The sequence below is a fragment of the Methanobacterium subterraneum genome, from assembly GCF_002813695.1.
Classification (GTDB): domain Archaea; phylum Methanobacteriota; class Methanobacteria; order Methanobacteriales; family Methanobacteriaceae; genus Methanobacterium; species Methanobacterium subterraneum.
On record NZ_CP017768.1, the window covers coordinates 1177657 to 1204292 of the forward strand.

27 protein-coding genes are annotated in these 26636 nt (G+C 39.6%); 19 read left to right on the forward strand and 8 right to left on the reverse strand.

Annotated features, from left to right (window positions below):
- Positions 1–28: 28 nt before the first annotated feature.
- The 5 genes from BK009_RS05625 to glyS all read left to right on the forward strand — a co-directional run bounded on the left by BK009_RS05625 (position 29) and on the right by glyS (position 5708).
- Entirely contained in the window at positions 29–583 is a 555-nt protein-coding gene (locus BK009_RS05625) for a M48 metallopeptidase family protein (protein WP_100909222.1), read from the forward strand.
- 329 nt (positions 584–912) lie between these two features.
- Complete coding sequence (gene tfrB, locus BK009_RS05630) at positions 913–2442, forward strand: fumarate reductase (CoM/CoB) subunit TfrB (protein WP_100905907.1); 1530 nt, start codon at positions 913–915, stop codon at positions 2440–2442.
- 79 nt (positions 2443–2521) lie between these two features.
- On the forward strand, positions 2522–3217 hold the full coding sequence (locus BK009_RS05635; RefSeq protein ID WP_100905906.1) for an RNA methyltransferase: 696 nt from the start codon (positions 2522–2524) through the stop codon (positions 3215–3217).
- Between the two features lie 93 nt (positions 3218–3310).
- Complete coding sequence (dcd, locus tag BK009_RS05640; protein WP_100905905.1) at positions 3311–3919, forward strand: dCTP deaminase; 609 nt, start codon at positions 3311–3313, stop codon at positions 3917–3919.
- 67 nt (positions 3920–3986) lie between these two features.
- Positions 3987–5708, forward strand: coding sequence for a glycine--tRNA ligase (glyS, locus tag BK009_RS05645; protein WP_100909223.1), 1722 nt, complete (start codon positions 3987–3989; stop codon positions 5706–5708).
- Positions 5709–5825: 117 nt separating this feature from the next.
- On the opposite strand, the gene BK009_RS12395 is transcribed toward glyS, so the two are convergent.
- Entirely contained in the window at positions 5826–5981 is a 156-nt protein-coding gene (locus BK009_RS12395; RefSeq protein ID WP_157809430.1) for a hypothetical protein, read from the reverse strand.
- Positions 5982–6149: 168 nt separating this feature from the next.
- On the opposite strand from BK009_RS12395, the gene BK009_RS05650 reads away from it, so the two are divergent.
- On the forward strand, positions 6150–6917 hold the full coding sequence (locus BK009_RS05650) for a TatD family hydrolase (RefSeq protein ID WP_100909224.1): 768 nt from the start codon (positions 6150–6152) through the stop codon (positions 6915–6917).
- Positions 6918–7027: 110 nt separating this feature from the next.
- Here the strand turns inward: BK009_RS05650 and minD (BK009_RS05655) are convergent, their stop codons facing one another.
- The 5 genes from minD (BK009_RS05655) to BK009_RS05675 all read right to left on the reverse strand — a co-directional run bounded on the left by minD (BK009_RS05655) (position 7028) and on the right by BK009_RS05675 (position 11546).
- Entirely contained in the window at positions 7028–7822 is a 795-nt protein-coding gene (gene minD / locus BK009_RS05655) for a cell division ATPase MinD (protein WP_100905902.1), read from the reverse strand.
- A gap of 31 nt (positions 7823–7853) precedes the next feature.
- On the reverse strand, positions 7854–8633 hold the full coding sequence (gene minD / locus BK009_RS05660; protein WP_100905901.1) for a cell division ATPase MinD: 780 nt from the start codon (positions 8631–8633) through the stop codon (positions 7854–7856).
- A 96-nt stretch (positions 8634–8729) separates the two neighbouring features.
- A complete protein-coding gene (locus BK009_RS05665; RefSeq protein WP_100909225.1) occupies positions 8730–10001 on the reverse strand; it encodes a DUF2226 domain-containing protein in 1272 nt (423 codons plus the stop codon).
- A gap of 118 nt (positions 10002–10119) precedes the next feature.
- Positions 10120–10473: a cell division protein SepF gene (sepF, locus tag BK009_RS05670; protein ID WP_100905899.1), complete on the reverse strand. Its 354-nt coding sequence runs from the start codon at positions 10471–10473 to the stop codon at positions 10120–10122.
- Entirely contained in the window at positions 10470–11546 is a 1077-nt protein-coding gene (locus BK009_RS05675) for a DUF1611 domain-containing protein (RefSeq protein ID WP_100909226.1), read from the reverse strand. Before BK009_RS05675 ends, sepF begins: the two co-directional genes overlap by 4 nt.
- Before the next feature lie 121 nt (positions 11547–11667).
- Between BK009_RS05675 and BK009_RS05680 the strand changes: the two genes are divergently transcribed.
- The 3 genes from BK009_RS05680 to BK009_RS05690 all read left to right on the forward strand — a co-directional run bounded on the left by BK009_RS05680 (position 11668) and on the right by BK009_RS05690 (position 13999).
- Positions 11668–12015, forward strand: a complete 348-nt coding sequence (locus BK009_RS05680) for a roadblock/LC7 domain-containing protein (protein WP_100905897.1) — start codon at positions 11668–11670, stop codon at positions 12013–12015.
- 148 nt (positions 12016–12163) lie between these two features.
- A complete protein-coding gene (locus BK009_RS05685) occupies positions 12164–13126 on the forward strand; it encodes a 3H domain-containing protein (protein WP_100905896.1) in 963 nt (320 codons plus the stop codon).
- Between the two features lie 282 nt (positions 13127–13408).
- Complete coding sequence (locus BK009_RS05690) at positions 13409–13999, forward strand: ZPR1 zinc finger domain-containing protein (RefSeq protein WP_100905895.1); 591 nt, start codon at positions 13409–13411, stop codon at positions 13997–13999.
- 136 nt (positions 14000–14135) lie between these two features.
- On the opposite strand, the gene BK009_RS05695 is transcribed toward BK009_RS05690, so the two are convergent.
- Positions 14136–14630 carry a hypothetical protein gene (locus BK009_RS05695; protein ID WP_236951044.1) on the reverse strand — a complete coding sequence of 165 codons (495 nt, stop codon included), beginning with the start codon at positions 14628–14630 and terminating at the stop codon, positions 14136–14138.
- 210 nt (positions 14631–14840) lie between these two features.
- Positions 14841–15683, reverse strand: coding sequence for a carboxylating nicotinate-nucleotide diphosphorylase (gene nadC / locus BK009_RS05700; protein ID WP_100909227.1), 843 nt, complete (start codon positions 15681–15683; stop codon positions 14841–14843).
- Positions 15684–16239: 556 nt separating this feature from the next.
- Here nadC and rnz point away from each other — a divergent pair.
- The 10 genes from rnz (at position 16240) to BK009_RS05750 (ending at position 26609) form a co-directional block, all read left to right on the forward strand.
- Positions 16240–17148, forward strand: a complete 909-nt coding sequence (rnz, locus tag BK009_RS05705; RefSeq protein WP_100909730.1) for a ribonuclease Z — start codon at positions 16240–16242, stop codon at positions 17146–17148.
- Positions 17149–17200: 52 nt separating this feature from the next.
- Positions 17201–17947: a mechanosensitive ion channel family protein gene (locus BK009_RS05710; RefSeq protein WP_100905893.1), complete on the forward strand. Its 747-nt coding sequence runs from the start codon at positions 17201–17203 to the stop codon at positions 17945–17947.
- Positions 17948–17949: 2 nt separating this feature from the next.
- Positions 17950–18546 (forward strand): class E sortase, encoded by a 597-nt coding sequence (locus BK009_RS05715; RefSeq protein ID WP_100905892.1) that lies wholly within the window; start codon positions 17950–17952, stop codon positions 18544–18546.
- 376 nt (positions 18547–18922) lie between these two features.
- Entirely contained in the window at positions 18923–19174 is a 252-nt protein-coding gene (locus BK009_RS05720) for a 4Fe-4S dicluster domain-containing protein (protein ID WP_100905891.1), read from the forward strand.
- Positions 19175–19183: 9 nt separating this feature from the next.
- Entirely contained in the window at positions 19184–19732 is a 549-nt protein-coding gene (locus tag BK009_RS05725; protein ID WP_100905890.1) for a hydrocarbon binding protein (contains V4R domain), read from the forward strand.
- Positions 19732–20643, forward strand: a complete 912-nt coding sequence (locus BK009_RS05730; protein WP_100909228.1) for an NADH-quinone oxidoreductase subunit B family protein — start codon at positions 19732–19734, stop codon at positions 20641–20643. The genes BK009_RS05725 and BK009_RS05730 overlap by 1 nt, the downstream gene beginning before the upstream one ends.
- Positions 20644–20666: 23 nt before the next feature.
- A complete protein-coding gene (locus tag BK009_RS05735; protein WP_100905888.1) occupies positions 20667–22115 on the forward strand; it encodes a Ni/Fe hydrogenase subunit alpha in 1449 nt (482 codons plus the stop codon).
- A 274-nt stretch (positions 22116–22389) separates the two neighbouring features.
- Complete coding sequence (locus BK009_RS05740) at positions 22390–23784, forward strand: roadblock/LC7 domain-containing protein (RefSeq protein ID WP_100905887.1); 1395 nt, start codon at positions 22390–22392, stop codon at positions 23782–23784.
- A gap of 296 nt (positions 23785–24080) precedes the next feature.
- A complete protein-coding gene (locus BK009_RS05745) occupies positions 24081–25046 on the forward strand; it encodes a replication factor C small subunit (protein WP_100905886.1) in 966 nt (321 codons plus the stop codon).
- Positions 25047–26609 carry a replication factor C large subunit gene (locus tag BK009_RS05750; RefSeq protein WP_100906895.1) on the forward strand — a complete coding sequence of 521 codons (1563 nt, stop codon included), beginning with the start codon at positions 25047–25049 and terminating at the stop codon, positions 26607–26609. It begins immediately after the preceding gene.
- Positions 26610–26636: the final 27 nt, after the last annotated feature.

The following is a 26636-nucleotide window of genomic DNA, read 5'->3' on the forward strand; positions in this document are numbered from 1 at the left end:
TTTGAAGGATGTATTATAATTAACTCTGATGAAGATTAAAATCCAGGATATTGAGGTAGAATATCATATTTTCCACCGGGAAGTTAAATATGCCCGTCTGGAGATTAAAAACGAAGAAATTAATCTTATACTGCCCCTTGGATTTAATGATCATCCGAAATTAATTAAAAAACATAAAAAATGGATTTATCAGAAAATATCAAGAATTAATAGGCTTAAAAAAGAGTCTGATAACCGTGAACTCAATTTAACTCGCAGTATACCTGAATTTCGCCAACTGGTTAAAACAATGGTGGATGAGATATCAGGAGAAATGGGTCTTTCTGTTAATGGAATAACATTTAGGAAAATGAAGACCCGTTGGGGAAGTTGTAGTTCAAGGGGAAATGTTAACATTAACACTCGCCTTAAATATTTACCTGAATGCCTCGTTAAATATGTGGTGCACCATGAAGTGTGCCATTTGGAGGTAAGAAAACACAACAGGAAGTACTGGGATCTGGTTTCTTTAACCTACCCCGATTACAAGACCTATGAAGATGAGCTGGCTATTTACTGGTTTTTGGTGAAGGATCTGGATTAAATCATGGAATTATATGTTGTTCACATTGGATTGTGAGTAACAATTAATTATTCATTCACAAATATTGATTACCTAGAACTGATTTCTTAAACTTGGACTTATCTAAAAAACACATTTTTATTATAATAATTTTTTATAGGAATAGGACCTAATATCTATTGATTCTATTTTACCCGTTTTATATAGAATGGAATAATGATAATTACCCACTGAACGGGACTGATAAATAGACTAAAAAACCAGTTCAAATCATTGTATTATCCTAATTAATCTTTAAGAATTGAATAATTTAAAAAAAATCAAAATAAATTAATTAAGCTGGAGATCGAATGATAAATATAAGTGTTATGCGTTATCAGCCTTCAGAAGATGAAGAACCCTACCTTGAATCATATTCTGTTGAAAATAAGGATAAAATGAAGGTTCTGGATGCCTTAAACTACATTAATAACCATCACCAGGCAAATATTGCCTACCGTTCCTCCTGTCGGGCGGGGCAGTGCGGCTCCTGTGCAGTTAAAGTTAACGGAGAAATGGCACTGGCCTGTAAAAGAGAGATAAAAGATGGGGATATAATAGAACCCATAAACCTACCAGTTATTAAGGACCTGGTTGTTGATCGAAGTGAAATAGAAGGCAAAGTTAAAGATATGGGCCTCTATCTTGAGGATGAATGTGAAATCAGTGAGTGCCCGGCCATTTTAAACCCGGAAGAACTGGCCAACACCAAGAAGTTAAGGAGTTGTATTGACTGCTATTCCTGCCTATCAGCCTGCCCTGTTCTGAAAGTTAATGATGAATTCGCAGGCCCCTACTTCATGCGTTACCTGTCCAAATTTGCAATGGACCCCCGGGACTGTTCTGACCGGGCAGAAGAAGGACTTGAAGAAGGACTTTACTGCTGCACCTCTTGTTCCAAATGTGTGGAGGTCTGTCCCAAGGAAATAAACACCTTTGGAGGGGCAATTGAAAAATTAAGGGAAATAGCCTTTCAGGAAGGTATTGGGCCACTGCCAGCCCACCGTTCAGTTAAGGAACTCATTGAAAAGACCGGTAGATCAGTTGAACCCATGAAAGAAGGCCCTATGAGGGCAGGTTTCATGGAAACAGCCATTCAAAAACAAAAAGCTGGGAAATTAGATAATAATCGGAAAAATGGGGATAAAAAAGAGAAAATAGCATTCTTTACAGGATGTCTAGTTGATTACCGGCTGCCAGAGATAGGAATGTCCCTTTTGAGTGTTTTAAATAATCACAACGTGGAAGTGGAAGTGCCTGCAGGGCAGGTTTGCTGTGGTTCCCCCATGATTCGTACCGGGCAGACTGATGTGGTGAAGGAACTGACTGAGAAGAATGCGAAAGCATTGGAAGGTTATGATACCATTATCACAGTCTGCGCAGGTTGTGGAGCCACCCTGAAAAAGGATTATCCAGAATATGGGGTTAATCTGAATGTCATGGATATCAGTGAATATTTGCAGGATAAACTTAATACCGAAGATATGAAACCAGTGAACATGAAAGTAACCTATCACGACCCCTGTCATCTCATTCGAGGTCAGGGAATCCGTGATGAGCCCCGTGAAATTCTCAAAAAAATCAAGGGACTCGAATTTGTGGAGATGGAAATCCCTGATCAGTGTTGTGGTGCTGGTGGTGGTGTTAGGTCCGGTAAACCAGAAATTGCAGCAGCATTAGGCAGTGAAAAGGCAAAAATGATTGAAAAACTAGATGTGGATGCCGTAATCACCATCTGTCCCTTCTGTGAAAATAATATCCGGGCATCTCTGGAAAAGGAAGGACTAAAACTGGAAGTAATGAACCTGCTCACCCTATTGGAAAAGGCCTATAAGTCGTGAAAAGCATTTCAGGCGAAATCAGCAGACAGCAATATAACTAATATGGCATTAACTATGAGGAAAAATAAGAGATTATAACATGATTTACGTGGTTTTTGTGGAGCCAGAAACTCCAGGCAACATAGGATTTTTGGCGCGCACTATGAAAAATTTCGGCCTAAATAAGATGGTATTAATAAATCCATGTCAGCTGGAACATGACTCTTATTACAAGGCCATGCATGCCCGTGAAATCGTCCACAATCGCCAGGAATATCCTTCTCTGACTGAATTCCTTAAAGAAAAGGAAATAGATTTTGCAGTGGGAACTACTGGAACTGCTGGGGGCAGTTATAACCTCCCCCGTATTGCAGTAACCCCTGATAACCTCGCCCAATCAATAAAGGTGGATGGAGATATTGCACTTATACTGGGAAGAGAGGGTGATGGCCTAACTAATGATGAATTAGAGCTTTGTGATGTGATAGTTTCAATCCCTACCCATGGATCATATCCCATCCTGAACATTACCCATGCTGCCGCCATTATTTTCTACGAATTATTTAAGAATGAAAAATCTTATCCTGTGGAAGATTTAGAAGAAGCATCACTGGAGGAAAAACAGGGCTTAATGGAATACATGGATGATGTGCTGGATAATCTGGATTATCCCCCTCATAAAAAGAAAAATGCTTCCACAGTTTTCAGGAGAGTAATGGGGAGGGCATTTATATCTGGTAGGGAAGCCCATACCCTCAAAGGAATGTTCAGAAGGATAAAGGATCGGGTAAACTGACATGGTATACTTTCAGGAGATAATGCATACTACCCCTTAGGGAAATTAATGAAAAATGATCAATATTAACTAAAAAGGGAGAATGTGGATAAAATGGCTATTTTAAGTGACCAGGATATTATAAAATATTTAGATGAAGGCAAAATCACCATAGACCCCCTGGAGGATCCGGCCAGGCAAATTCAACCATCTTCAGTAGACCTGCGGATTGGGAACGAGTTTAAAGGTTTCCGTATTATTCGGAAACCCTGCATCGACCCCCTGGACAAATCTGACCTGGAGTCCTACATGGAATCATTCCATCTGGAACAGAGAGAGGCATTCATCATACACCCGGGGGAATTTGCACTGGCCACCACCTACGAAGCTGTTAAACTCCCTGATGATCTGGTGGCTCGTGTTGAGGGGCGTTCATCCATGGGACGCCTGGGAATAACCATGCACGTCACCGCAGGATACATTGACCCCGGATTTCAAGGAAAGATCACCCTGGAAATATCCAACATAGGTAAAATGCCAGTGGCCCTATACACTGGCCAGAGGGTTTGTCAGATAGTTTTTGAAACCATGACCAGTCCATCATTACGACCCTATGGCCATCCAGAACGGGACAGTAAGTACATGGGTCAGGATCGTCCGGTTACCAGTAAAATTAAACAGGATTACGAGATCAGGGATCGCAAACAGACCAAATTGCTTTAATATCAAAGATATTTTTTTTAATCTAATATATTATCCAAAAAAGAGAGGAAATAGAGAGGATAACAAAATGAAGAATGAAGATGTTATGAATATTGCCAAAAAACGAGGATTCTTATGGTCATCATTTGAAATTTATTCTGGAGTGGCTGGGTTCTTTGATTACGGCCCTTTAGGTGCGATTTTAAAAAATAAAATAATGAACAAGTGGAGAGAATATTACCTGGTAGGTGAAGGATTCTATGAAATCGAATCACCAACCATCATGCCTGAAGAGGCGCTTAAAGCATCAGGCCACGTAGATCATTTTAACGACCCCATGACTGAGTGTAAGGATTGTTTAGAAGTTTTCAGGGCTGATCATATTATCAAAGAGACCATTGGTCAGGAAGTGGAAGGTCTTGAAAATCAGGAACTCACTGAAATATTATCCAACCAGCAGATTCTTTGTCCCCGATGTGAAGGTCACTTAACCCATGTCTGGAGTTACAACCTAATGTTCCAAACTCTTATCGGAGCCAAGGGTAAAAAAACTGGTTACATGAGGCCAGAAACTGCCCAGGGCATATTCATACCATTTAAAAGATTGCTAAGGTTTTACCGGGGAAAACTTCCCTTCGGTGTGGTTCAGCTGGGTAAAGCTTACCGGAACGAAATCTCACCCCGTCAGGGTGTTATCCGACTCAGGGAATTCACCCAGGCTGAAGCAGAGATATTTGTAGATCCTAGGGATAAAAAACATCCCCGTTTCCATGACGTGGCTAAGCAGATGCTTACCCTTTACCCTGCAGATGCTCAGGAGGAAGATGGTGAACCAATCCAGGTCACCGCCCAGGAAGCAGTTGATAAAGGTGTGGTGTCCAGCCAGATGTTAACTTATCAGTTGTGTCTGGCGGACAGGTTTATGGAGGACTTGGGAATACCTGAAAATGTGATTAGATTCCGTCAACACATGAAAACTGAGATGGCCCACTACGCCATTGACTGCTGGGATGTGGAGATACACACCGACCGTTATGGTTGGGTTGAGGTTATTGGAATTGCGGATCGGAGTGATTTCGATCTTAAATCCCACAGCCAGCACAGTAGGGAAGATCTGTCTGTTTTCATGGAATATGATGAACCGCAGACCATTACTAAACTGACTGTCAAACCCAATATGAAAAAATTCGGACCCCTCTTTAAGGGTAATGCCCCTAACATAATGGAATTCCTTAAAAATACTAATGTTTATCCCATTAAACAAGCCTTTGAGGAGGATGGGACTTACCAGTTGAAACTGGAAGGAGAAACTTACCAGTTAACGCCGGATATTTTATCATTTGAAGAAGTTGAAGAAACTGTGAGGGGTGAAAAGGTATATCCTCATGTTATTGAACCTTCTTATGGTATTGACCGTATAACCTATTCTGTACTCCTACATACCTTCACACAGGAGGATGACCGCAACATTTTCCATTTCCCTGCGGATCTAGCACCAGTAGGAGTGAATGTCTTCCCACTGGTAAACAAGGACGAACTGGTGGAAATAGCAAATAAGATAATGGCCCATCTTCGTGTTGAAGGTATAATAGCTGAAGTGGACACTTCTGGAACCATTGGCCGCAGGTATGCTCGTTCTGATGAGATAGGAACACCATTTGCTGTTACAGCTGATCACCAGAGTTTAGAAGATAATACAGTAACCATCAGAGAAAGGGATAGCCAAAAACAGGTTCGAGTATTGATATCTGAAGTTCCAAGTAAAATTAATGACTTGATGGTTAAAAAAATAAGTTTTAGTGATCTTTAAGATGGACTATTGTCTTTAAATCACATTTTTTTTATTTTTATTCTTTTTTAGAGTATTATTGGTCTAAAATATTGCCAGGATATAAAAAAAAGAAATAAAGTGCCCTTTTATAAAGGATTAATCCTTAGTTACCAGGGCTTCCAGTTCATCTTTAGGAATCAACTGGGCTATTTTAAGTTTAGTTGGGCAGCGACCCAGTTTTATGTCATGTTTTTTTGCTATGGCTTTAAGATCTTTCATGGTGGCCTTCTTGGCCATTTCTTCCACATCCATAGTTCACATCTCCAGAGATTTTCATAGTGTGGGAATTATGAAATTCCATTAATACTTAAGGTTAAACTTCTTAATTAATTTTAGAGGACACACAGAATGGATTTTATTAACGGATTTGAGAAAAAAATCGTTGGTATCACGGTTAATTAATTATTGGAGTTGAATGGTATGATAGACGCACATATACATGCTGACTGTAGAACTTACGAAGATTTTGAAACTATGGCTATTGCAGGGATAGAATCTGCCATTACATTGGCCCATGATCCCATGAGGATGACCACTTCGGCAGTGGTTCTGGACCACTTCCACCGCATACTGGAAAATGATTTTAAACGGGCCGGGAATAATGGAATAACCCTTAAAGCAGCCCTGGGACTTCACCCTCGGAGCATATGTCCAGATTATCGGATAGTGCTTCGTAAGCTTCCCTGGTTTCTGGACCAGGAGGAAGTGATTGCCATTGGAGAGATAGGCCTTGAAACCGCTTCTGACCTTGAGAGGGAAGTTTTCCGAACTCAACTTCAAATGGCAGATGAACTGGATATGAAAGTGGCAGTGCACACTCCACGACAAAATAAAAGGGAGATCACCATTAAAACCCTCTCAATCATTGATGGTAACATTGACCCTGCCCGGGTGGTGGTGGATCATGTGGATTCATCTATCATTGATTTGATGGCTGATTTTGAGGGAATGCTGGGAATTACTGTGCAACCACAAAAAATGACTCCCAACGAAGCTGTTGAACTTCTAGAAATGACATTCCAGGATTATGGTCCTGAGAGGTTTATGTTGGATAGTGATATGAGTTCTTCACCTTCCGATCCATTATCTGTTCCGAAAACTGTTCATAGGCTTAAATTGGCTGGTTGGGATGATAAAAAGATAGAAATGTTATCCAAAGATAATGCAGCCAATTTTTATGGTTTCTAAAGAAAATAATATGTTCTATTTTGAATTATTTCTTCTATTTTTAATTATTTCCATTTTTTAGAATGAATTCCCATCAGAATAAGAGATAAAAAAGAGTTTAAGAAGTTTGGTTATTTGTTTTCAGGTAATATACCCACAAACTTCTTGATCCGTTCCATGATTCCCTCATTATCTGGCTGGACTGGTTTGTATTCTTTTCCAACCAAGTCCGCTGCCAGTTGCATTATTTCATTGCTTATGGGAGAAGCCGGGTTTAACTCCATCACTGAACTTCCCAGGGCTATGGAACGATCCATTTCCCGGTCATAGGAGATCACCGAAATCATGGGAACTTCCAGTATGGATTCAATTTCATTAACTGAAAGCAGGAAATTATCATCGTACCACATGTTTAAAACAAAACCAAGTATTTCAATGTTAAGTTCATTCAAGAGTATTCTGATCTTCAAAGCATCGGCCACTGCAGGCATGGTGGAATTAGTAACTAGTATGGCCTCAGTGTCCTCGGGTAATGCTTCGAATATGTTGGAATTAATCCCCGAGGGTAGGTCCATGAGGAAGATATTTCCATAGGAAGATATTTCTTCCATTATCCTTTTCCAGGATACATAGTTAGGATTGATAGTTTTTAAGGTTTCAAAGTGCATACCTGTGGGTATTACCAGCGCTCCCTGATTAACCTGGTAGACACAATCTTGAACCGCTTTGTCACGCATCAGGACATCGTGTAGTGTCACTTCTGGATTTAGAAGTCCGGTGATAACATCCATATTGGACATCATCAAGTCCAAGTCCAACATGACCACTTCTTCCCCGAAAAGACTTAGAGCTACGCCTAAGTTAAAGGTGAGGGAGGTTCTTCCCACTCCTCCTTTTCCAGATGCAAGAGCAATAAATCTCGACATAGTTATTCCCTAAAATTTAAAATTAAAATTTTTATCTCCTGCCGAGTAGTCCTTCCACTAGTTTGGATATGACACCTTTTTTGTCTGGTTCAATTGGCTGGTACTCTTCACCGATTAGATCCGCTCCCAGTTGCATTATTGCATTGCTGGTTGGGGATTTAGGATTTTTAACTACTAAAGGTTCTCCGAAGGCTGCTGCCCGGCTGACTTCGTTGTCTTCGGGGATTACAGCTATGACTGGTACTTCCAGTATAGTTTCAATTTCACTGATGGTGAGGAATGTTTTATCGTGTTGTTCTCGGTTAATAACCACACCCAATATGTCCACACCTAATCGGTTGGCTACGATTTTGGTCTTGAGAGCGTCACTGATGGATGGTACTTCTGGAGTGGTGACCAGTATCATTTCCTGAGCTGCGGCTATGGCGGCTAGGGCATCTTTTTCCAATCCCGCTGGGGCGTCAATTAATAATATATCAGCACTTTCAATGAGTATCTCTAGTGCACTTTCCAGACGGTCCATTTTTATCTTACGAAGACCTTCCAGTGATATTCCAGCAGGGACTACTTTAACCCCTCCCGGCCCTTCATAAATTGCATCTTCAATATCTGCATCTCCAGAAAGTACATCATGTAGAGTCACTGATTTTCCTTCCATACCCAGGATCAGTTCCAGGTTAGCCATGGCCACATCGGCATCGAGAACTATGACCTCTTCCCCATAAGTAGCCAGGGAAACTCCTAAATTTGCAGTGATAGTTGTTTTTCCAACTCCACCTTTCCCTGATGCAACTGTTATCACTCTTGTCATCCAATTCCTCCTAAAATTATTTCCACCTAACTTTTTTCATCTTAAAACTTTTTTATAAATCAATAATCTTCAATTAAATCCTCATTCAGTTAAATCTTAACTGAATTCTACGTTAATCTCGAATCTCTCCACCACTTCTGGGTATTGTCGGAAACTCTTTTTAATGGCAATTTCTGCTATGTTAATGATCTGTCTTCTAAGGTTAACTGCAGTTCGGTTCTGTCCCATTATTCGGTTTAAGAATCCTTGGCTTTCATATTCAGTGATGATATTGATTGTCCCACTTAGATCTTTGTAATTGTCAAGGAAGACCATGACTTCTGTTCCCTTTATTTTAGGAATACCCAGTACAGATTTTTTGATGAGGTTCATCAGGACTAATTCAACCCGTTCCACATCATCATCATCAATGATACCACCGCTATATGATTGTAATAAGTTTTCCACATCATCATCTTGAACATCTTTAATACCATACTTTTTAAGAAGTTCTGACCGGTCTACTGGTATTTCATCATCTATATCAGAAGATTCAGATTCTATTTCTGTTTTAGCTAATGGTGTTTCTGATTTAGTGCCAACCACTGATTCTTCTGGCGTATTACTGACTGATGAATAATCAACATACTCATCCAAACCTCCAGAAGAGGGAGGCTCATCACTCATTTCCTCTCCTTTAGGAGGCTCATTTAAAGATGTTTCAAGTTCATTAGCCAACGTTGATTTTTCAACATTTTGAGCTGATTTATCAACAGACTCATCCAACCCAACTGAGGGAGATGATTCAACCTCTTCATCCATTTCCAGTTCTTTAATGGGTTCTTCTGATGGTTGTTCCTTTAACGATGAATCAGTTTTTTCAGTAATAGATGATTCAACAACCTTTTCAACCGATTCCACATCCTCAGATAGATTTTTAGCACTAGCTTCGATTTTATCTGAATCTTGAACTTCCGGTTCTATGATAGTGGAGTTTACAGTTTCTACAGATTCTTCAGAAGTTTCGGATGACTTTTTTTTCAGTTCACCAATAACATCGTAAACAACGGAATCTGTTTCTATGGTGTATGGTTTGTTGAGATCAAGTAAATAGTCCACTTGGGATGGACCTACATCAAAGACCTCAATTAATGTGTTTTTATTATCCAAAGCAGAATTTATTTTTTCCAGTGCTTCCCTCTTAGAATATCGTTCATAAGAAGCAGCAACCTGTTTTCCATCTTTATAAAGAATATAACCTTCTTCTGAACTTGAAGTTACTCTAATAAACCCGTTTTTATGATCTTTAGCTAGATCTTCCATTAATTTCGAGAAATCCAACTCGTCAGCATATGAAACCATTGATGGTTTGGTTATGGGCATTTCCATTTATACATCTCCCCATATCCTTACTAAATCCCCTAATTCCTTAACAAATTATCCATATAATAAATTATCCTCATCCCAAATAAATATAATCCCTATTGCAATTTGCATGTTTTATATTTTACTTGCGGATCAGTTTTATTTCTGCCGGAGTAACTATTATAATATTCCTACCATTCTTGCATAATAAGATAGCTTCTCCCCCATCATTATCTCTGAATGCCTTTAATTTTTCCCCAGCTAGTTTGAAATCGTCAGGTGAATCCTTTTCCAGGATACTGATATCCATGATGATTGGATTTTTTTCTTCCAAAACCTGGGCCAGAGCATAATCAAATTCATCAAGATTGTGGATTTTCATTAAAATTATCTCATAGAATGAGTGTTCAGGGACAATGATAGTTTCCTGATCCTCTTTCCCTTCCTCTTCTTCCAAGCCGAGATTTTTCTTTAAATAATCCATGATGTCCTTCATTTTTTAACGTCCCCTATACCTGTATATTCTATTATCGCATCTAATAATATTGACGCCCCACCATGATAAATATCAGCCGCAGGAAGGCCATATTTTTCCTGACACTCACTAAAAAGAATGGCCTGGGACTTATCTTCAGTGAAATTTCTTAAATTAAGGGAAATTCCCACAACTTTGGTGGGTTCCATAGCCTCGATAGCCCGGATCTCTTCTGTGATTCCCACAGGGTGACGGTAGGGATGGTTGAATCGATGACAGACAATGGTGGCTGTGGGTTGTGCTCCCACCAGTATTGCTGCTGATAAACCACGGGGATGAGGATTTCCCCTCTCAGTTAGGCTGGATTGTCCTTCCACAAATATTATATTTGGATCCTTCTCTTCCTCCAGATATTTTATTCCACCCATTACTGCAGAAGCAACATCCATTACTGAAAGGCTACCTGCACGGAAATTCATGTCAACAGGTTGTTCCAAGCCCATTTCATCCGTGGATATAATGCCGGGATTCAATCCAATCTCTTGTGCTGTTTTACCCAGAATACGTGTGGTGGTTCGTTTCCCACATTCTTGAGAGGTTCCTCCCACAAAAACCACCGGTGTTTCCGGTTTATAATCAAGTTTAGGAAGAACTTCGGTACAGGTTTCTGGCGCAGTACCGAATAAATATCTTATGACATCAAGGCGGGGGCTTATCTCTTTTAACTGAACACCTTTGGACTGGGCAAAGGCCAGTAAAGATTGATTGTTATATAATGATAGGGATCTGAAAGAACAGACCACATTCAGACCTAGATCTATGGCCTTAACCGCGTACTTCAGGGCAGGTCCTTCTGCACCAATTGGCAACATTATTGCCACACTACGGGCATCGGTGTTACTTGCTAATTCATCTAAACTGGATGAGATTATATGATTACAAAATTCTTGACCTTGTTTTTTCTTACTATCATCAATAAAGCCAACAGATTCAATGCCTGTAAAATTTGAGAATTTTTCCCCGCCACCACCGCATCCGATGATTATAAAGGGATTTAGTTCTTGCAAATCCTCAACAGAAGTTACAGAATACAAAAGATCACTCCTCTTAAATTTGGTGAAATAGGTGAAATATTACATTACTTATTTATTTAATAAATGTCAAACCAAGATATATACTTTAGGTAGCATGTAAATTCTATTGTGGAGGCAGATTATGATAGAAAGAATACTTAAAGATTTAGGACGAATAAATGGGGTAAGCGGATCTTTAGTGGTTGGAAAAGACGGTTTGATAATAGAAAGCGAAGTTCCAACAGATATTGATTCTGAATTGGTTGCTGCAATGGCTTCGGCTGTTTTTGGTACTGCAGAACGTTCTGCAGAGGAAATGAAACACGAACCACTTCAGCAAGTGATGATTGAGGGTAGTAGAGGTAAAACCCTGATGATCGATGCTGGTGAAGGTATCCTGGTTGTGATTGCAGATATAGATATTAACCTTGGCCTCATCAGGATCGAAATGCGCCGTAGTGCTGAACGAGTGGTTGAATTCCTAACATAAATGGAATTAGGAATTTAAACCCGAACTAACGGTTCATCACTTTAAGTCATCATTTGTTGTTTAATCCAAAAAACCAATATATGAATGATTTTTAGTAAAGGGCAACCAACTTAAAAAACATTAATCAACTTATATGGGGGTAGCACTCTTGAGAAAACCTTACGTTATACTCATTGGAAGTGCTTCAGGGATTGGAAAATCTACCATTGCTTCTGAGTTAGCTAAAGAGCTGGGAATTAAGCATTTAATTGAAACGGACTTCATAAGGGAGATAGTGAGGGGCATAATTGGCCCAGACTATGCACCCGCCCTTCATAGGTCATCATATGATGCTTATGTAACCCTAAAGGATAAACAACGATATGATGGCAACACTGCCAGTTTGATTAGTGCTGGTTTTGAAGAACATGCTTCTTTTGTCATACCTGCCATTGAAAAGGTCATAAAAAGGGCAGTTGATGACTTTGATGATCTAGTAATTGAAGGGGTGCATATGGTTCCCGGATTTCTGGACATAGATAAGTTTAAAGAAGATGCATCCATCCATTTTTTTGTGCTCACTGCCGATGAAGAAGTGCATAAAGAGCGATTCGTCAAGAGAGCCATGAAAATAAAACGTGGCGGTAAACATTTAGAGTATTTTAAAGAAAACCGAATAATTAACAATTATTTAGTTAAACAAGCCCTTGAACATCGTATTCCAGTTATCAACAACTTGGGAATTAATGAAACTAAAAAAAGGATGCTCACCCTGATTAAAGAGATTTGTAAAGAAATGATATTCCGTCATTCAGTAGATCAGTTGGAGTTAGAGACTGATATCATCCTTAACAAATATGGGGGGCGTATAATGGATGTTTCCTATTTTCTCCCTGGTTTTGGTGAACCACTGAAAAGGAAAGTTAATGTGTATGACCCGTCAGAGGCAAAGAGATTCATTAAACTACTCCAGGAAAATCCGAAACGTAAAAAAGATTTGGAAGGACTCTATGAACTTTCTGGAAACGTGCACCGGCATAAAATCTGCGCACCTGACGAAGAAAGTCTCCAATCAATGATCAAGGAACTGGATGATAAGGGACTACTCTACCAGCTTGAAACAAAGGAATAAATCACCGATAAAAAGATATATACATATCAATAATCCAAAATACATAATACCAAAATGTCAACATCATAAACCATAACAATCAATCCTTCAACTTAACATAAGTACCCAACAACAATATTTTGATCATCACACCTTAATTTAATGAATAAATTCTTTGACTTAATGTTTTTTTATTTTAAAATAGTTGTTAGAAATACATTTTAATAGAAATTCATGAAATTAAAAAAATATTATGCTTAAAAATAAATTATAATCAAAAATAATATATTAGGAGTCGTAAATTTGAGTAAAATGTTTGCCGACTGTCCCCTATGCAATGCACGTCAGAGTGTGGAAGTCACCACCAAAACAGAGAAAATCCCCTACTTTGGAGAAATCATGGAATCAACCATGCTATGCCGTGAATGCGGGTACAAACATGCCGATACTATCTGTATTGACCAAAAAGAACCAGTTAAGTACACTTTAATTGTTAGTAAGGATAACTTAAACGCCAGGGTTGTTAAATCACAGTCAACCACCATCACCATACCCGAGATAGGGCTTAAAGTAGAACCAGGACCCCAATCCCAGGGATATGTTTCCAATGTTGAAGGAGTTTTAAACCGTTTTGAAAAAGCAGTCAAAACTGCCTTATCATGGAGTGAAGAAGACCATGTTAAACAGAACGCTGTCAGAATACTGGAAGATATTGAAAAAGTTAAAAATGGTCAAAAAGAAGTCACTCTGGTAATGGAAGATCCATTTGGCCACAGCATAGTCATGGATGACACTGCAGTTAGGAGTGAATTAACTGTGGAGGAAATCAAAAATCTGAAAACAGGATTTGCTACCTTTGAAAATGAAGAATTGGAAATTAATGATGATGACTGATCAATTGTATTAGAAATTTTCAAAAGAAACAAAAAACTGGTTATTTAGTAATGGATTTATTAATTAACTTCAGGTAGGAGGGTAAATTGCACAAAAAAAGATAAATGTAGTTTATTATTTTAAAAAAATTTAAGAGTTAGTAATCCATGAAAGCCGGATCTTCATCTTCTTCATGGACATCTTTAAGTTTGAGTGTCTTTTTAACATCCATTGAAAGAGCATCACAGTCAGCTTTGATGGCATGTAAATGCATTAAAATCCTCTTTTTCTCCTCATTGATCCTTTCAATGTTTTGGTAAGGATAGATGGATTCCTTGAGCATTTCATATTCAATGGTAGTGTATGGATATTCATTGAGCTGTTCACAGACCTTTACCAGCACTTCACCCAGGAACTTGTTCATTTCCACCTTAACCCTTTCCCTGATCATCTTATCCCGATCAAGGTTCTGCTTCATCAGACGTACGACTTCTGCTTTGGCAAAAGGCAGGCTTTCTCCTTCTTCATCGATTTCAGAATCTTCTTCTTCAGTAGTTTCATCTGACTCAACTGCTTCTTCTGAGTCAATGTTTTCCTCGGTTTCTTCCTGATTAATTTCCTCGTTAAATTCGTCTTCTCTTTCGTCGTACATGAAAAATCTCCCTATTTTTTAGATTTAAATTCTTTTAAACTCAGTAAATGCTATGTGAATGGTCTTATATAAAACTATTGTTTAAATGACAGGTTACGTGTAAAATTTAAGGTGATTTTCTATTACACTCTAACAATAATGGAAGGCAAAATAAAGATTTCAAATAATCCTATATAATTCCCAGTACTCAGAGTACTTGTGGATATATAACTATTGATGCATTTTCTCCAAGTCCAGGCTTAAGTCCAATGATCTTGCAGAGTGGGTGATGTATCCTGTGGAGATCACATCCACACCCGTATTTGCATATTGGATTATGTTATCAGAGTTAATACCACCGGAAACTTCGATTAGTGCGTTATCACGGAGATTCTCTTTTTTAAGGGCCACTATAACATCTTTCACTTTATCAGGATCCATGTTATCAAGCATTACAATATCCGCACCAACACGAACCGCGTGCAGAGCTTCTTCCAGACTTTCTACCTCAATTTCAATTTTTTTAGTGAAACTAACATATTTCCTAGCCCGGGATATTGCCTCATCAACCCCACCCACCAAAGCCAGATGATTATCCTTTATGAGCACACTATCATCCAAGCGGTAGCGGTGAGTATCCCCTCCACCAGCCCTTATAGCACTTTTCTCAAAAAATTGGAGCCCAGGAGTTGTCTTACGGGTTCCAGCTACTAAAACATTGGGATTTACACTGCGAACCATTTCAATGATGTTTCTGGTCAGCGTGGCAATACCACTCATACGCATAAGGAGATTGAGTACCGTTCTTTCCACACTGAGTATACTACGGGGATCACCTGATATCTCCATGATGATCTGGCCATTTTTAATCTTTTCACCATCCACCACCATTACATCCGTTTCCACACCAAATTCCTTGAATATAACCACAGCCAGTTCAACTCCCGCAATTACTCCACCTTCTTTGGCCATGATCTGACCATTAACCATTAATCCTGGTGGAATTAATGCACAGGTAGTTATATCCTCAAAGCCAATATCATCGTAAACCATCTTAGCTAGGTCTTGCCTCATAAATGACACCCATAACTTGATATCCATAACTTGATATCCATAACTTGATATCCATAACTTGATATCCATAACTATTCATTGGGAATATATATACTTCTAAATTTAATGAAATTAACTAAAATTATTTTAAATACTAAAATTATCTCTTCTACAATAAATTTTACAATGAAATAATAAAAAATCTTTGTTCTGCTTTATATTGAATAAAGAATATAAATTTTCACAGATCCTCATGGCTAGTTTCATACTAAAAACTAGGGGAATGTCAATTTTTAATGTTCATCAATAATTTTTTCGAATGGTTAGAACAAATAAAAACAAGACATATTTTGTAAAAAAACTCTTGATTCATAAATGAATCATATATAAACAGAAACACTTTATATTGTAAAATATTAATGTTGAAATCTGAGATTTGAATACAATCTTCCTTAGGAAATGTATAGAAATTTAGAATAAATGAATTCAAGTAGAATAAATGAATTGACATATTTTACTCTTACTAGAATTGGATTGAATATAATAATGGAGTTTAAAAAAAATGGGTGAATCAATTATGGAGTTAATATTTTTAGGAACCTCATCTGCACTCCCAACCACTAAGAGAAACCACTCCGCCATTGCCCTGAAGGCATTTGGAGAAGTGATGCTTTTTGACTGTGGAGAAGGAACCCAGCGTCAGATGGCTCGAATAAAGCTGAGTCCCATGAAAGTGGATCACATCTTCATCACCCATCTCCATGGTGACCACTTCCTGGGACTGCCCGGTATGATCCAATCCATGGCCTTCAGAGGCCGGAAGAATCCATTATATATTTACGGACCAGAGGGAATGATAAAAACAGTTGAACATATTAAAAATTTGGGTTACTATGCCCTATCATTCCCCATACATGTGCACGAGATAAAGAAGGGCACTATTCTGCAGACAGAGGAATACTTGATTGAATGCTGCCCCACCCATCATTCAGTTCTTAACCTGGCTTACTCTGTAGAAGAAAAAAGATCTCCCAAGTTCCTTCGGGAAAAAGCCATTGAACTGGGCTTGAAACCTGGCCCAGATTTTGGCAAACTTCAAAAAGGCATCCCAGTAGAGGTGAATGGAGTTCTTATAACACCAGACCAGGTTCTGGGGAAGGAAAGGAAGGGTAGGAGGATAGTTTATTCTGGAGATACCAAGCCATGTTCCGAGATGGTTGAATTCGCAACAAATGCCGATGTACTGATCCATGAATCAACCTATGAATCATCCCAAGAAACAAAAGCCCTAGAAAATGGCCATTCCACCACCACCCATGCAGCAAGGATTGCCAAAGAAGCAGATGTATCTGAATTAATTCTCACCCATATAAGCACCCGTTACCGGGATATTGATAGTTTAAGTAGGGAAGCAAGGCATATCTTTAATAAAGTTATAATGGCCGAGGATTTCATGACCATAGATGTGAAACACCATGAAAATTAATGAAAAGGTAAATGTAAAGGCTATCAACCTAACTTAGAGGTGAAATAACTAAATGCTCAACACTGACCCCCTGTACCTTGATCTGATAAAAATTGCTGTAATTCTCCTATCTTCTTTCATCATTATAAAGTGGGCTATTTACATTATTAAGAAAACTGGAAACCGTTTTAATTTTGAGCCCACTCTGATTCAAGTCTTAATTGAAATCATCAAATACTCCATAATCGCTGTAGCCATAACCGTTGTTTTGAAGGAAGTTGGATGGGATATAAGTGCAATAGTCCTCAGCCTGGGTATTGTGGGTATAGCTGTTGGTTTTGCTGCTCGGGACACCCTTTCCAATTTCATCGCCGGCCTCTTTATACTGGCAGATAAAAGTTTTAGAGTGGGAGACATCATTGAATTGTCTGGCCAGAGCGGTAAAGTGATTAAATTGGGTTTAAGAGTTACCACCATCAAAACGGAGGATAATAAAATCATAACCATTCCCAACTCCACTTTTTCCAAAAATATATACATCAACTCCACTGCTCAGGAAACCCGTAGAGTGGGATTGGATATTAACATCCCCTATGAGATGGAACTGGAAGTAGTTGTTAACTCTCTGGTGGAAACTGCATCCAACTGTAAATGGACGCTTCATGAGCCAAAACCAAATGTGCTTATAAAAGAAATGACAGATACTGGTATTAAAGCAACTCTAAATGTCTGGGTCTGTGACCCCTGGAAGGTAGCCACCTTCCGCAGCCAGTTAGCATTGAAAGTTAAAGGGCTTTTGGTAATTGAAGATGTCTCGTGAAAATGTCACCCTATAAGATTTTCTCCATTCTAATAATAGTTGCGTGTTTCACGCTGGCAGCAAGCATAGCCATGGCTGGTTTTGAGCAGATGGAAAACGTTACCCAAGCTCAGAAAAGTGTTAAAGATTACCAGGAGAAGATGAGTAATCCGGTGAATGCACTGGACCCCACTGATCTCACCAGTTCTTATATCAATGCACGGTTAATAATCCCAAAACTCAATGTAAATGCAACCATCCGATCCGATACTGTAAACGCATATAACGCTGTTTATCATTATCCTGAGAGCGTTATGCCAGGTAAACCCGGTGAATGTGGAATTTTAGGCCATAGAACAACATATTCCGGATTATTCACCAACATTGCTTCCCTGAAACCTGGAGACCAGGCTATTATCAAAGATTTTACCCAGAAGAAGAAATTTGTCTACGAGGTCACCTCCAATGGAAATGATATTCGTTGGGATTATAAAACCAAACCTATTAGATTTTCACAAGAAGGACAGGCACGTTTACTAATTGTCACATGTTATCCTCCCGGTAAGAAACAAGCTGCCTGGATCACCCATTTTAAGATGGTATCAAGTAGTGACTTATGATTTAAATACTCTTTTTAATTTTTAAAGATTTTATAGAATTTTATTAACTGTATTCCCCATCAATACAACATTTTAAGTGAATATAGCTCCAACGATACTTCATATTATGATTAAAGCCCATAAAAATAAAATAAATCCAAATAATCATTTGGATTTCTATCTTTAATAGAATTAACCCCGAACTGTTCGATTACACAATACTTATTAGTTACAAATATTCATATTATTAACAAATATTTACTGGTCCATTAACGTGTAGTTATAACACTTAATAATGAGAATTGCCCATCATTATACAATTAACAATTATCCAAAAAAATAAAACATTGATATAAAGGAGACATAATGGTTTAAAAAAGGAAAAAGAGGAGTTAAAATGGTTGAAATCATAATAGATGAAGATGCATGCGTGGGATGCGGATCCTGTGTGGATGACTGTCCCAACGACGTGTATAAAATGAATGAGGAAAGATGGAAAACAGAAGTAGTTAATGTCAATGACTGTATGGCATGCCTCTCCTGTCACGAAATCTGCCCTGCACAGGCCATGACTCACAAAGACATCCACGTGGCTAAAAGACTATACATTGACCGTAGAGTTAACCACATACTGGAAAGAATTATCTGAGGCATTATTATGGCAATACAAGAAGTTAGAGGAACATTTAAACCTGAATTAATTCCTAAGGAAACTGGTGGAGACATAGATGACTATGAAGATGCACTGCACGTGCTAATGAAATTCATGGGATCCATGTCCAGTGCCCTGGAACAGGTTTCAGGAAGAGGTGCCAACGCCATTGTTTATCAGGCAGGTAAAAGAATGGGCCACGATGCCGCGAAAATGATGGAAAAAACCGACAACTTGGAACAGGCCATGGATGAGATGGGTGAAGTTCTGGGACATGAATTTTACTATAGGATGTGGAAACCAGCCGGACAGGAAAATTACACCATCGAAAAAGGAGATGAAACTATTGTAAAACTTCTCTTCAGGGACTGCGTTGTCAGGCAAACCCTCCGAAGAACAGGTTTACCACAAAAAGGACCACTATGTTACCTATTATACGGTTACATGGTTGGAGCAGTGGAAGAAGTGATGGATATCAAAGGAAAAGTGGACATAGACCACGTAGGCCCCAACGCATGCCTTAAAACCCTCACCATTAAATGGGGTGGTAAATAATGGTTAAAATAGCCTTAGAAGCCCTGGCCAGCTGTTCAGGATGTGAAATTTCAATACTGGACCTTCACGAAGACTTGGTGAAATTACTGGATCAGGCCGAAATAGTATATGCTCCAATAATAATGGATGTCAAAGAAGTGCCAGATGATATTGACATTGCCATTGTCTCTGGTTCTGTCCGTAACGCTGAAAACAAGGAAAGACTGGAAGAACTCCGGGAAAAATCCAAATACCTCATTGCCTATGGAACCTGTGCCTGCTACGGTGGTATAACCGGTATGGCTGATCTTTACACCTCAGAAGAAGTCACATCACGTACATACTCTGACAACCCCAGTACAGTGTCCGCACCCCTCCCCAATGAAGTGGTTCCAGAACTCTTGAGCATTGTCCACCCGGCAGCCGACTTCACCATAATTGATGGATTCATACCAGGATGCCCACCCAAAGAACAACTCACCCACGACATTCTCATACCACTTGTAAATAATGAAGCACCGGATGTTCCCAAAAAAAGTGTATGTGCGGATTGCCAACGTGAAATGGAACACGTGGAATTTGATACAATACACCGCAGAATTGAAGGTAACCCCGAACCAGGGAAATGTTTCCTGAGTCAGGGATATATATGCCTTGGTTCAGTCACTTTAGGCCGCTGTGGTGGTCTCTGCACCGAAGCAGGAGTCCCCTGTCACGGATGTGGAGGGCCATCCCTGGATGTTTTAAGAGAACCAAGCCACGATATCTACAATGGAGTAATCAAAAGAATCTCCCACGTATCTAATATGCCCGAAAAAGACGTTGAAAAACAGCTTTATGATATAGGACATATCATTTACGGATTCGTGATTGGAAGCAAAACCATGGAGGACAAACAGGTTTCACTCATCCCTCAACTGGTTAAAAAGTGAAGTCAAAATTAAATGGTGATATTATGAAAAATATCGAAATTAGCCCAGTAAGTCGGATTGAAGGTCACGCCAAGATCACTGTGCAGGTTGACGATGCCGGCAACGTGGCAGATGCCCATTTCCATGTTATGGAAATCAGAGGATTTGAAAAATTCCTGGAAGGTGCAGCCGTAGAAGAAGCACCACGGATAACACCACGAATATGTGGTATATGTCAGACTGCACACCACTTGGCAGCAGCCAAAGCCACTGACATGGTATTTGGATTGGAACCGCCAGAAACTGCCAAGAAACTAAGGGAACTTATGCTCCTGGGACAATACATTCACTCCCATTCACTCCACTTCTACTTCTTAGGCGCCCCAGACCTTGTTATGGGTCCTGAATCAGACCCCGCAATGAGAAACGTTATAGGGATCCTGAAAAGTAATCCGGAACTGGCTATGATGGCCATAAAAACCCGTAAAATTGGACAATCCATAACCGGAGTTGTGGGGGGTAAGCCCATAAGTCCAGTAACTGCCATACCTGGCGGACAATCCAGAGGCATAACATCCGAACAACAGGCCCAGTTATTGGCAGAAGCAAAAGACGCGGTAAACCTAATAGAACAGGGTGTTGAAGTAGCTAAACCATTATTTGTTCAGTACAGTGAAGCAATTGAAGCATTAGGACCTGTAGAAAGTCATTTTGGAGCGCTGTCCAATGGTGGTTCCATTGAGTTCTACGATGGGCCGGCCAAAATCATTGATAAATCCGGTAACCAGGTTTACGAATTTGCAGCCGCTGATTACCTGGACTACATTGAGGAAAAAGTTCAACCATGGTCCTACCTGAAATTCCCATATCTGAAACAGATTGGATTCCCTGAAGGTAATTACCGTGTGGGTCCACTGGCACGATTAAACGTAGCTGACAACATACCTACTGAAAAGGCATCCGCCCTTTACGGTGAATACAAAGATCAGTATGGAATTGCACAAAATGCTCTACTGTACCATTACGCTCGATTAATCGAGTTGATGTATGCTGCTGAAAGAGCAGTACAGCTCCTGGAAGATGACAGCATAACCGGTACTGACCTGCGCCAGCAACTTTCCGAACCATTAATCACCAAGGAAGAAGCCAAAGAATCCAGTGAAACCAAAAGGGGTGTGGGAATGATTGAAGCCACCAGAGGGATCCTAATCCACGATTATGAAACCGATGCAGGAGGATTCATTAACCGAGCCAACTTGATCGTTTCCACTGGCCAGAACAACTTATCCATGGATATTGGAGTTAGGGAAACTGCTAAACAGATGATCCACGGCGAAGATGTTTCAGAGGGGCTTAAGAACAAGTTGGAAATGATTGTACGGGCTTATGACCCATGTCTTTCCTGTGCAACCCACGCCATTGATGGAAGTTCACCACTAGCAGTGGATATCTACGACAGTGAAGGTCAACTACTGAAAAAACATTTACTCTGAGGTCTTTCTTAAACCTCAAAATTCTTTATTTTTTTATCCGTAATATTTATTTACCTAAAAATTACCATTTATTTTAAAAATAAAAAACAAACTAAGTAATAAGCATAAAACTTCCATAATTAGATTCGTATTATCAAGATATGGGATCATACCCCTGGATCCTTTCATAGAAGTTTATTTTTTAAAGTCCAATGGAAAAAACGATAAGCATATAAAAAGTTACAGTAAGAATATTTGATAGAATTATGTTTTCTTTACTAAATTTTGTGATCCAATGACTGACACCCGTTTGAAGATGCAACTGGAAAAGGCCACTGAAGACTTGGATAAAACCACTGCTGTGGAGGGTATCCTTATTGTGGCCAGTGATGGGCGGATATTACACCACAAATTACGGGTTGATGTGGATATAAATCTTTTCGGCCCCATGTCCCAAGTTATTTCCAGCTCATCCCTTAGACTTTTAAACTCATCTGGCCAGGGTAAAATGGAAAGAGTGTTAGTGGAGTCATCTGGAGGGAAAGCACTCTTTTTAGGCCTGGGAAATGTTCATTTAATCATTTTAATGCATGACTCAGCTAACGTGGGTATGGTTCTGGTGAATGCCAAAAGAGCATCCCCAAAAATACATGAATTAACCCAGGACATTGCATTAAAAACTCCAGAAGAAATTCCAATTCCTGAAAAAGTGCAATTTGAAGAGGCAGTACCCTCATTGGCAACAGATGAACCCGTGGCTGAAAAAGTTGCCACCAAAGAATCCTCAATCGAAACTATTGTTGCAGATGTAAAACCAGTGAAGATAACAACTAAAGAAGCTCACGACATAAAAACGAAAGAACCAATTACTGGAAAAATTCATGATCAGGCCCTCGAAACCTCTGAAATACCAGAAACCCCTGTTGGAGAAGTTGAAGTTCCAGATAAGGTGGTTGCCGAATCAAGTGTGTTAACTGAGAAACATGTGAAAGAAGGCAACCCAAAATCAGTTGGCGAATCAATATTCGAAAGAACTGAAAAAATAACTGCAGAACCCATAACAGATATGACTGAATCCATTACCGGACCTTCTGCTGAGGAACCTCTACCCCAGGATACGAAGACAAAAGTTGAAAGTGAAATGGAAACTTCTGAAACTGAAGTTAAAGAAGTAATTGAAGAAATTAAACCAGGTATACCCACAGTCAAACCACCTATCTCATTTCCCTCATTACCGGAACATGTTGAAGTACCTGATGACCTTGAAAAACGTTCCCAACTCCTGTTAGACATTTATGAATCAATATTCCTGGCCATGGCCATGGGTGCAGCCAAGATCATGGGAGTTGCTCCTGCCAGAGGACTTACCAAACAATTCTTGCCCTTCGAAAAGTGTAAAAGACTCCTGGGGAATGTGGATTTAAAGAGTAATGCCACCATTGACTTTGCCCAGATCAAGAAAAATGCAGAAAAAATCCCACTCCCTGAAAGGGAAGAAATATTCATCCAGGATTTCAACCGTATCATCGAAGTCATAACTGAAAATTATGGTAGAGTAATGGGTTACGAGGCGTTTAGAGGCATGGTAAGGCCAGAATTCCATGAAATTAAAAAATCGTATGGCAAAGCAATGGATGAATTAAACATAAAACAAAGTATGCATCCTGAAATAGCCCATCTATTCGCTTAATAAATGGAATCCCTTTGTAAGTTGGAAATCTTTATCATTATAAGACCAATATGATGTAAACCAATATTTTAAAATCCAAATAATCTCTTTTAAACACAACAACCTATCAAAACTAAATATAGCAGTTTATAAAGATTTTTATAAACTCTTTTTATAAATCAAATAAATTTACACATCAAAGGGGTTAATAAACCTATAATGTTAAAATTTCAAAACTTTTTAAAATACCAATTACATACCAATAGTCATATTACATTCACAAAAATTTCTGTAGTAAAACAAAAACGGTGATAATCATGAACGGACCATGGGTGGAAAAATACCGACCACAAGACTTGGATGATGTTGTGGGTCAAGATCACATTATACAAAGACTTAAACAGTACATAAACGAGGAGAGCATGCCTAACCTAATGTTCACTGGCCCGGCAGGGGTGGGAAAAACCACCACCGCCATTGCACTGGCCAAAGCCATGCTGGGTGAATACTGGAAACAGAACTTTCTGGAGTTGAATGCCTCTGATGCCAGGGGTATTGAAACTGTGCGTAAAGACATTAAAAGTTTCTGCCGACTAAAAGCAGTTGGAGCTCCATTCAGGATTATATTCCTGGATGAAGTGGATAACATGACCAAAGATGCTCAGCATGCCCTCCGTCGTGAGATGGAGATGTACACCAAAACGTCCTCATTCGTCCTTTCCTGTAACTATTCTTCCAAGATCATCGATCCCATACAGTCCAGGTGTGCCATATTCAGGTTCGCACCCATCAAGGGTCACCAAGTCATAAAGAGACTGGAAATAATCGCCAAAGCCGAAAAAGTTAATTATGCCCCTGGAACACTGGAAAGCATTGTTTATTTCGCTGAGGGAGATATGCGTCGGGCAGTTAATATCCTGCAGTCTACTTCATCTATGGGTGAGGAGGTGACTGAAGAAACTGTTCACGATGTAGTTTCTAAAGCCAAACCCAAAGATGTTCGCCGGATCGTGAACATGGCACTGGATGGAGATTTCATGGACGCTCGTGACCTTTTAAGGGAGGTCATGGTGGTTCAGGGAACCAGTGGAGAAGACATGGTAACCCAGGTTTATCAGGAAGTCTCCAGAATGGCCATGGATGATCTTATCGCAAGTGAAAATTACATAAATCTGGTGGAACACATTGGAGAATATGATTTCCGGATAAGGGAAGGTGCCAATCCTAGAATACAATTAGAAGCTCTTTTGACCAAATTTTTACCAAAGGAAAAGGCAGATTAGATGTTGTGGACTGAGAAGTACAGTCCCCAGACTATGAAAGATGTTCTGGGGAATAAAAAGGCCATTGAAGAGATTGAAAACTGGTTGGAAAACTGGGATCATGGCGAGCCCCAGAAATGCCTGCTACTAGTAGGGCCACCTGGCACCGGGAAAACCACCCTGGCCCATCTGGTTGCACAGCAGTTCTCAGACCACATAGAACTCAATGCCAGTGATAAGAGATCATATGATATAATCATGAACACCATTGGGGAAGCATCCGCTTCTGTTTCTCTCTTTGGCCAGGGCGGCCTTAAACTTATAATCCTGGATGAAGTGGACGGACTCCATGGTAATGAGGATCGTGGTGGTATACGGGCCATAAATAAGATCATCAAAGAGGGTCATCATCCCATGATCATGATGGCCAACGACCTTTACAGTAAACGTATACAGGGCCTTAAATCCAAATGCCAACTTATAAAAATCCGTAAAGTGCACACTAACTCCATTGTAGCACTTTTAAAAAAGATATGTGTCAAGGAAGGAGTCGATTTTGAAGAACACGTTCTTCGTACACTGGCCAAAAGATCACGTGGAGATCTCAGGTCTGCAATTAACGATCTGCAAGTCATTGCCCAGGGAAAAGATTCCATCACCTCTGATGATCTGAAAGCCATAGCCGAAAAAGATGATATTAACAACATCTTTGACTCGGTGCGCACTGTACTTAAGAGCAAAAACCCCAGACGGATCAAGGATTCCCTGCGCCTGGAGGCGGATCCAGGTTTCATCCTGGAACAGATAACCGAGAACATCCCCCGGGAGTATGAAAAGGCAGAAGAGATTGAAAAAGCTTATAATGCAGTGGCCGAAGCCGACGTATACCTGGGTAGGGCTTTCCACACCCGACATTATGGTTACTGGAAGTATACCTACGATCTTATGGGGGTGGGGGTGGCCCTGGCCAAGGATGAGACCTATAAAAAATTTAGCAGATACGCCAGCTCCACATTTTACAGTAAACTGTCTAAAAACCGGGCGAAAAGGGATCTCAGAGACAGAGTAGCAACCAAAATGGGAGCTAAAATGCACACATCCCGGAAGGTGGCCATTGAATATTTCCCTTACTTTGAGATAATGTTCCAGGGTGATGAACTGGCCCAGGATCTGGCAGACTATTTTGACCTGGAAGATGCCGAGGTAAAACAGTTCCGAAGCAGGAAAATTAAAAAGCAGAAACCTAAAAAGGCAACTAAGGCTAAAACAACAAGTAAAACCAAAACAACTAACCCAAAAACAACAAAATCCACTAAAAACCCCTCCTCAAAGAGACCCTCAGAGACTGCAGTGACAGAAAATGACCCTGTAGTGAACACAGATTCGTCTTTTAAGAAAGCTTCAAAAACAAATGACTCTGAAACCCCAATCACTCCCAAAGATCCAAAGACCAGTACTAAAACCAAGAAGGGTAAAATAAGTAAAAGTGCGGAATCTAAGGATAAAAGTGATTCTAAAAGTGATTCTGAAAAGTCTGAATCCAAAGAAAAGGGAAAACAAACATCTTTGTTTAGTTTTCAATAAATTTTTCCCTATTTTTTCTTATTTCAT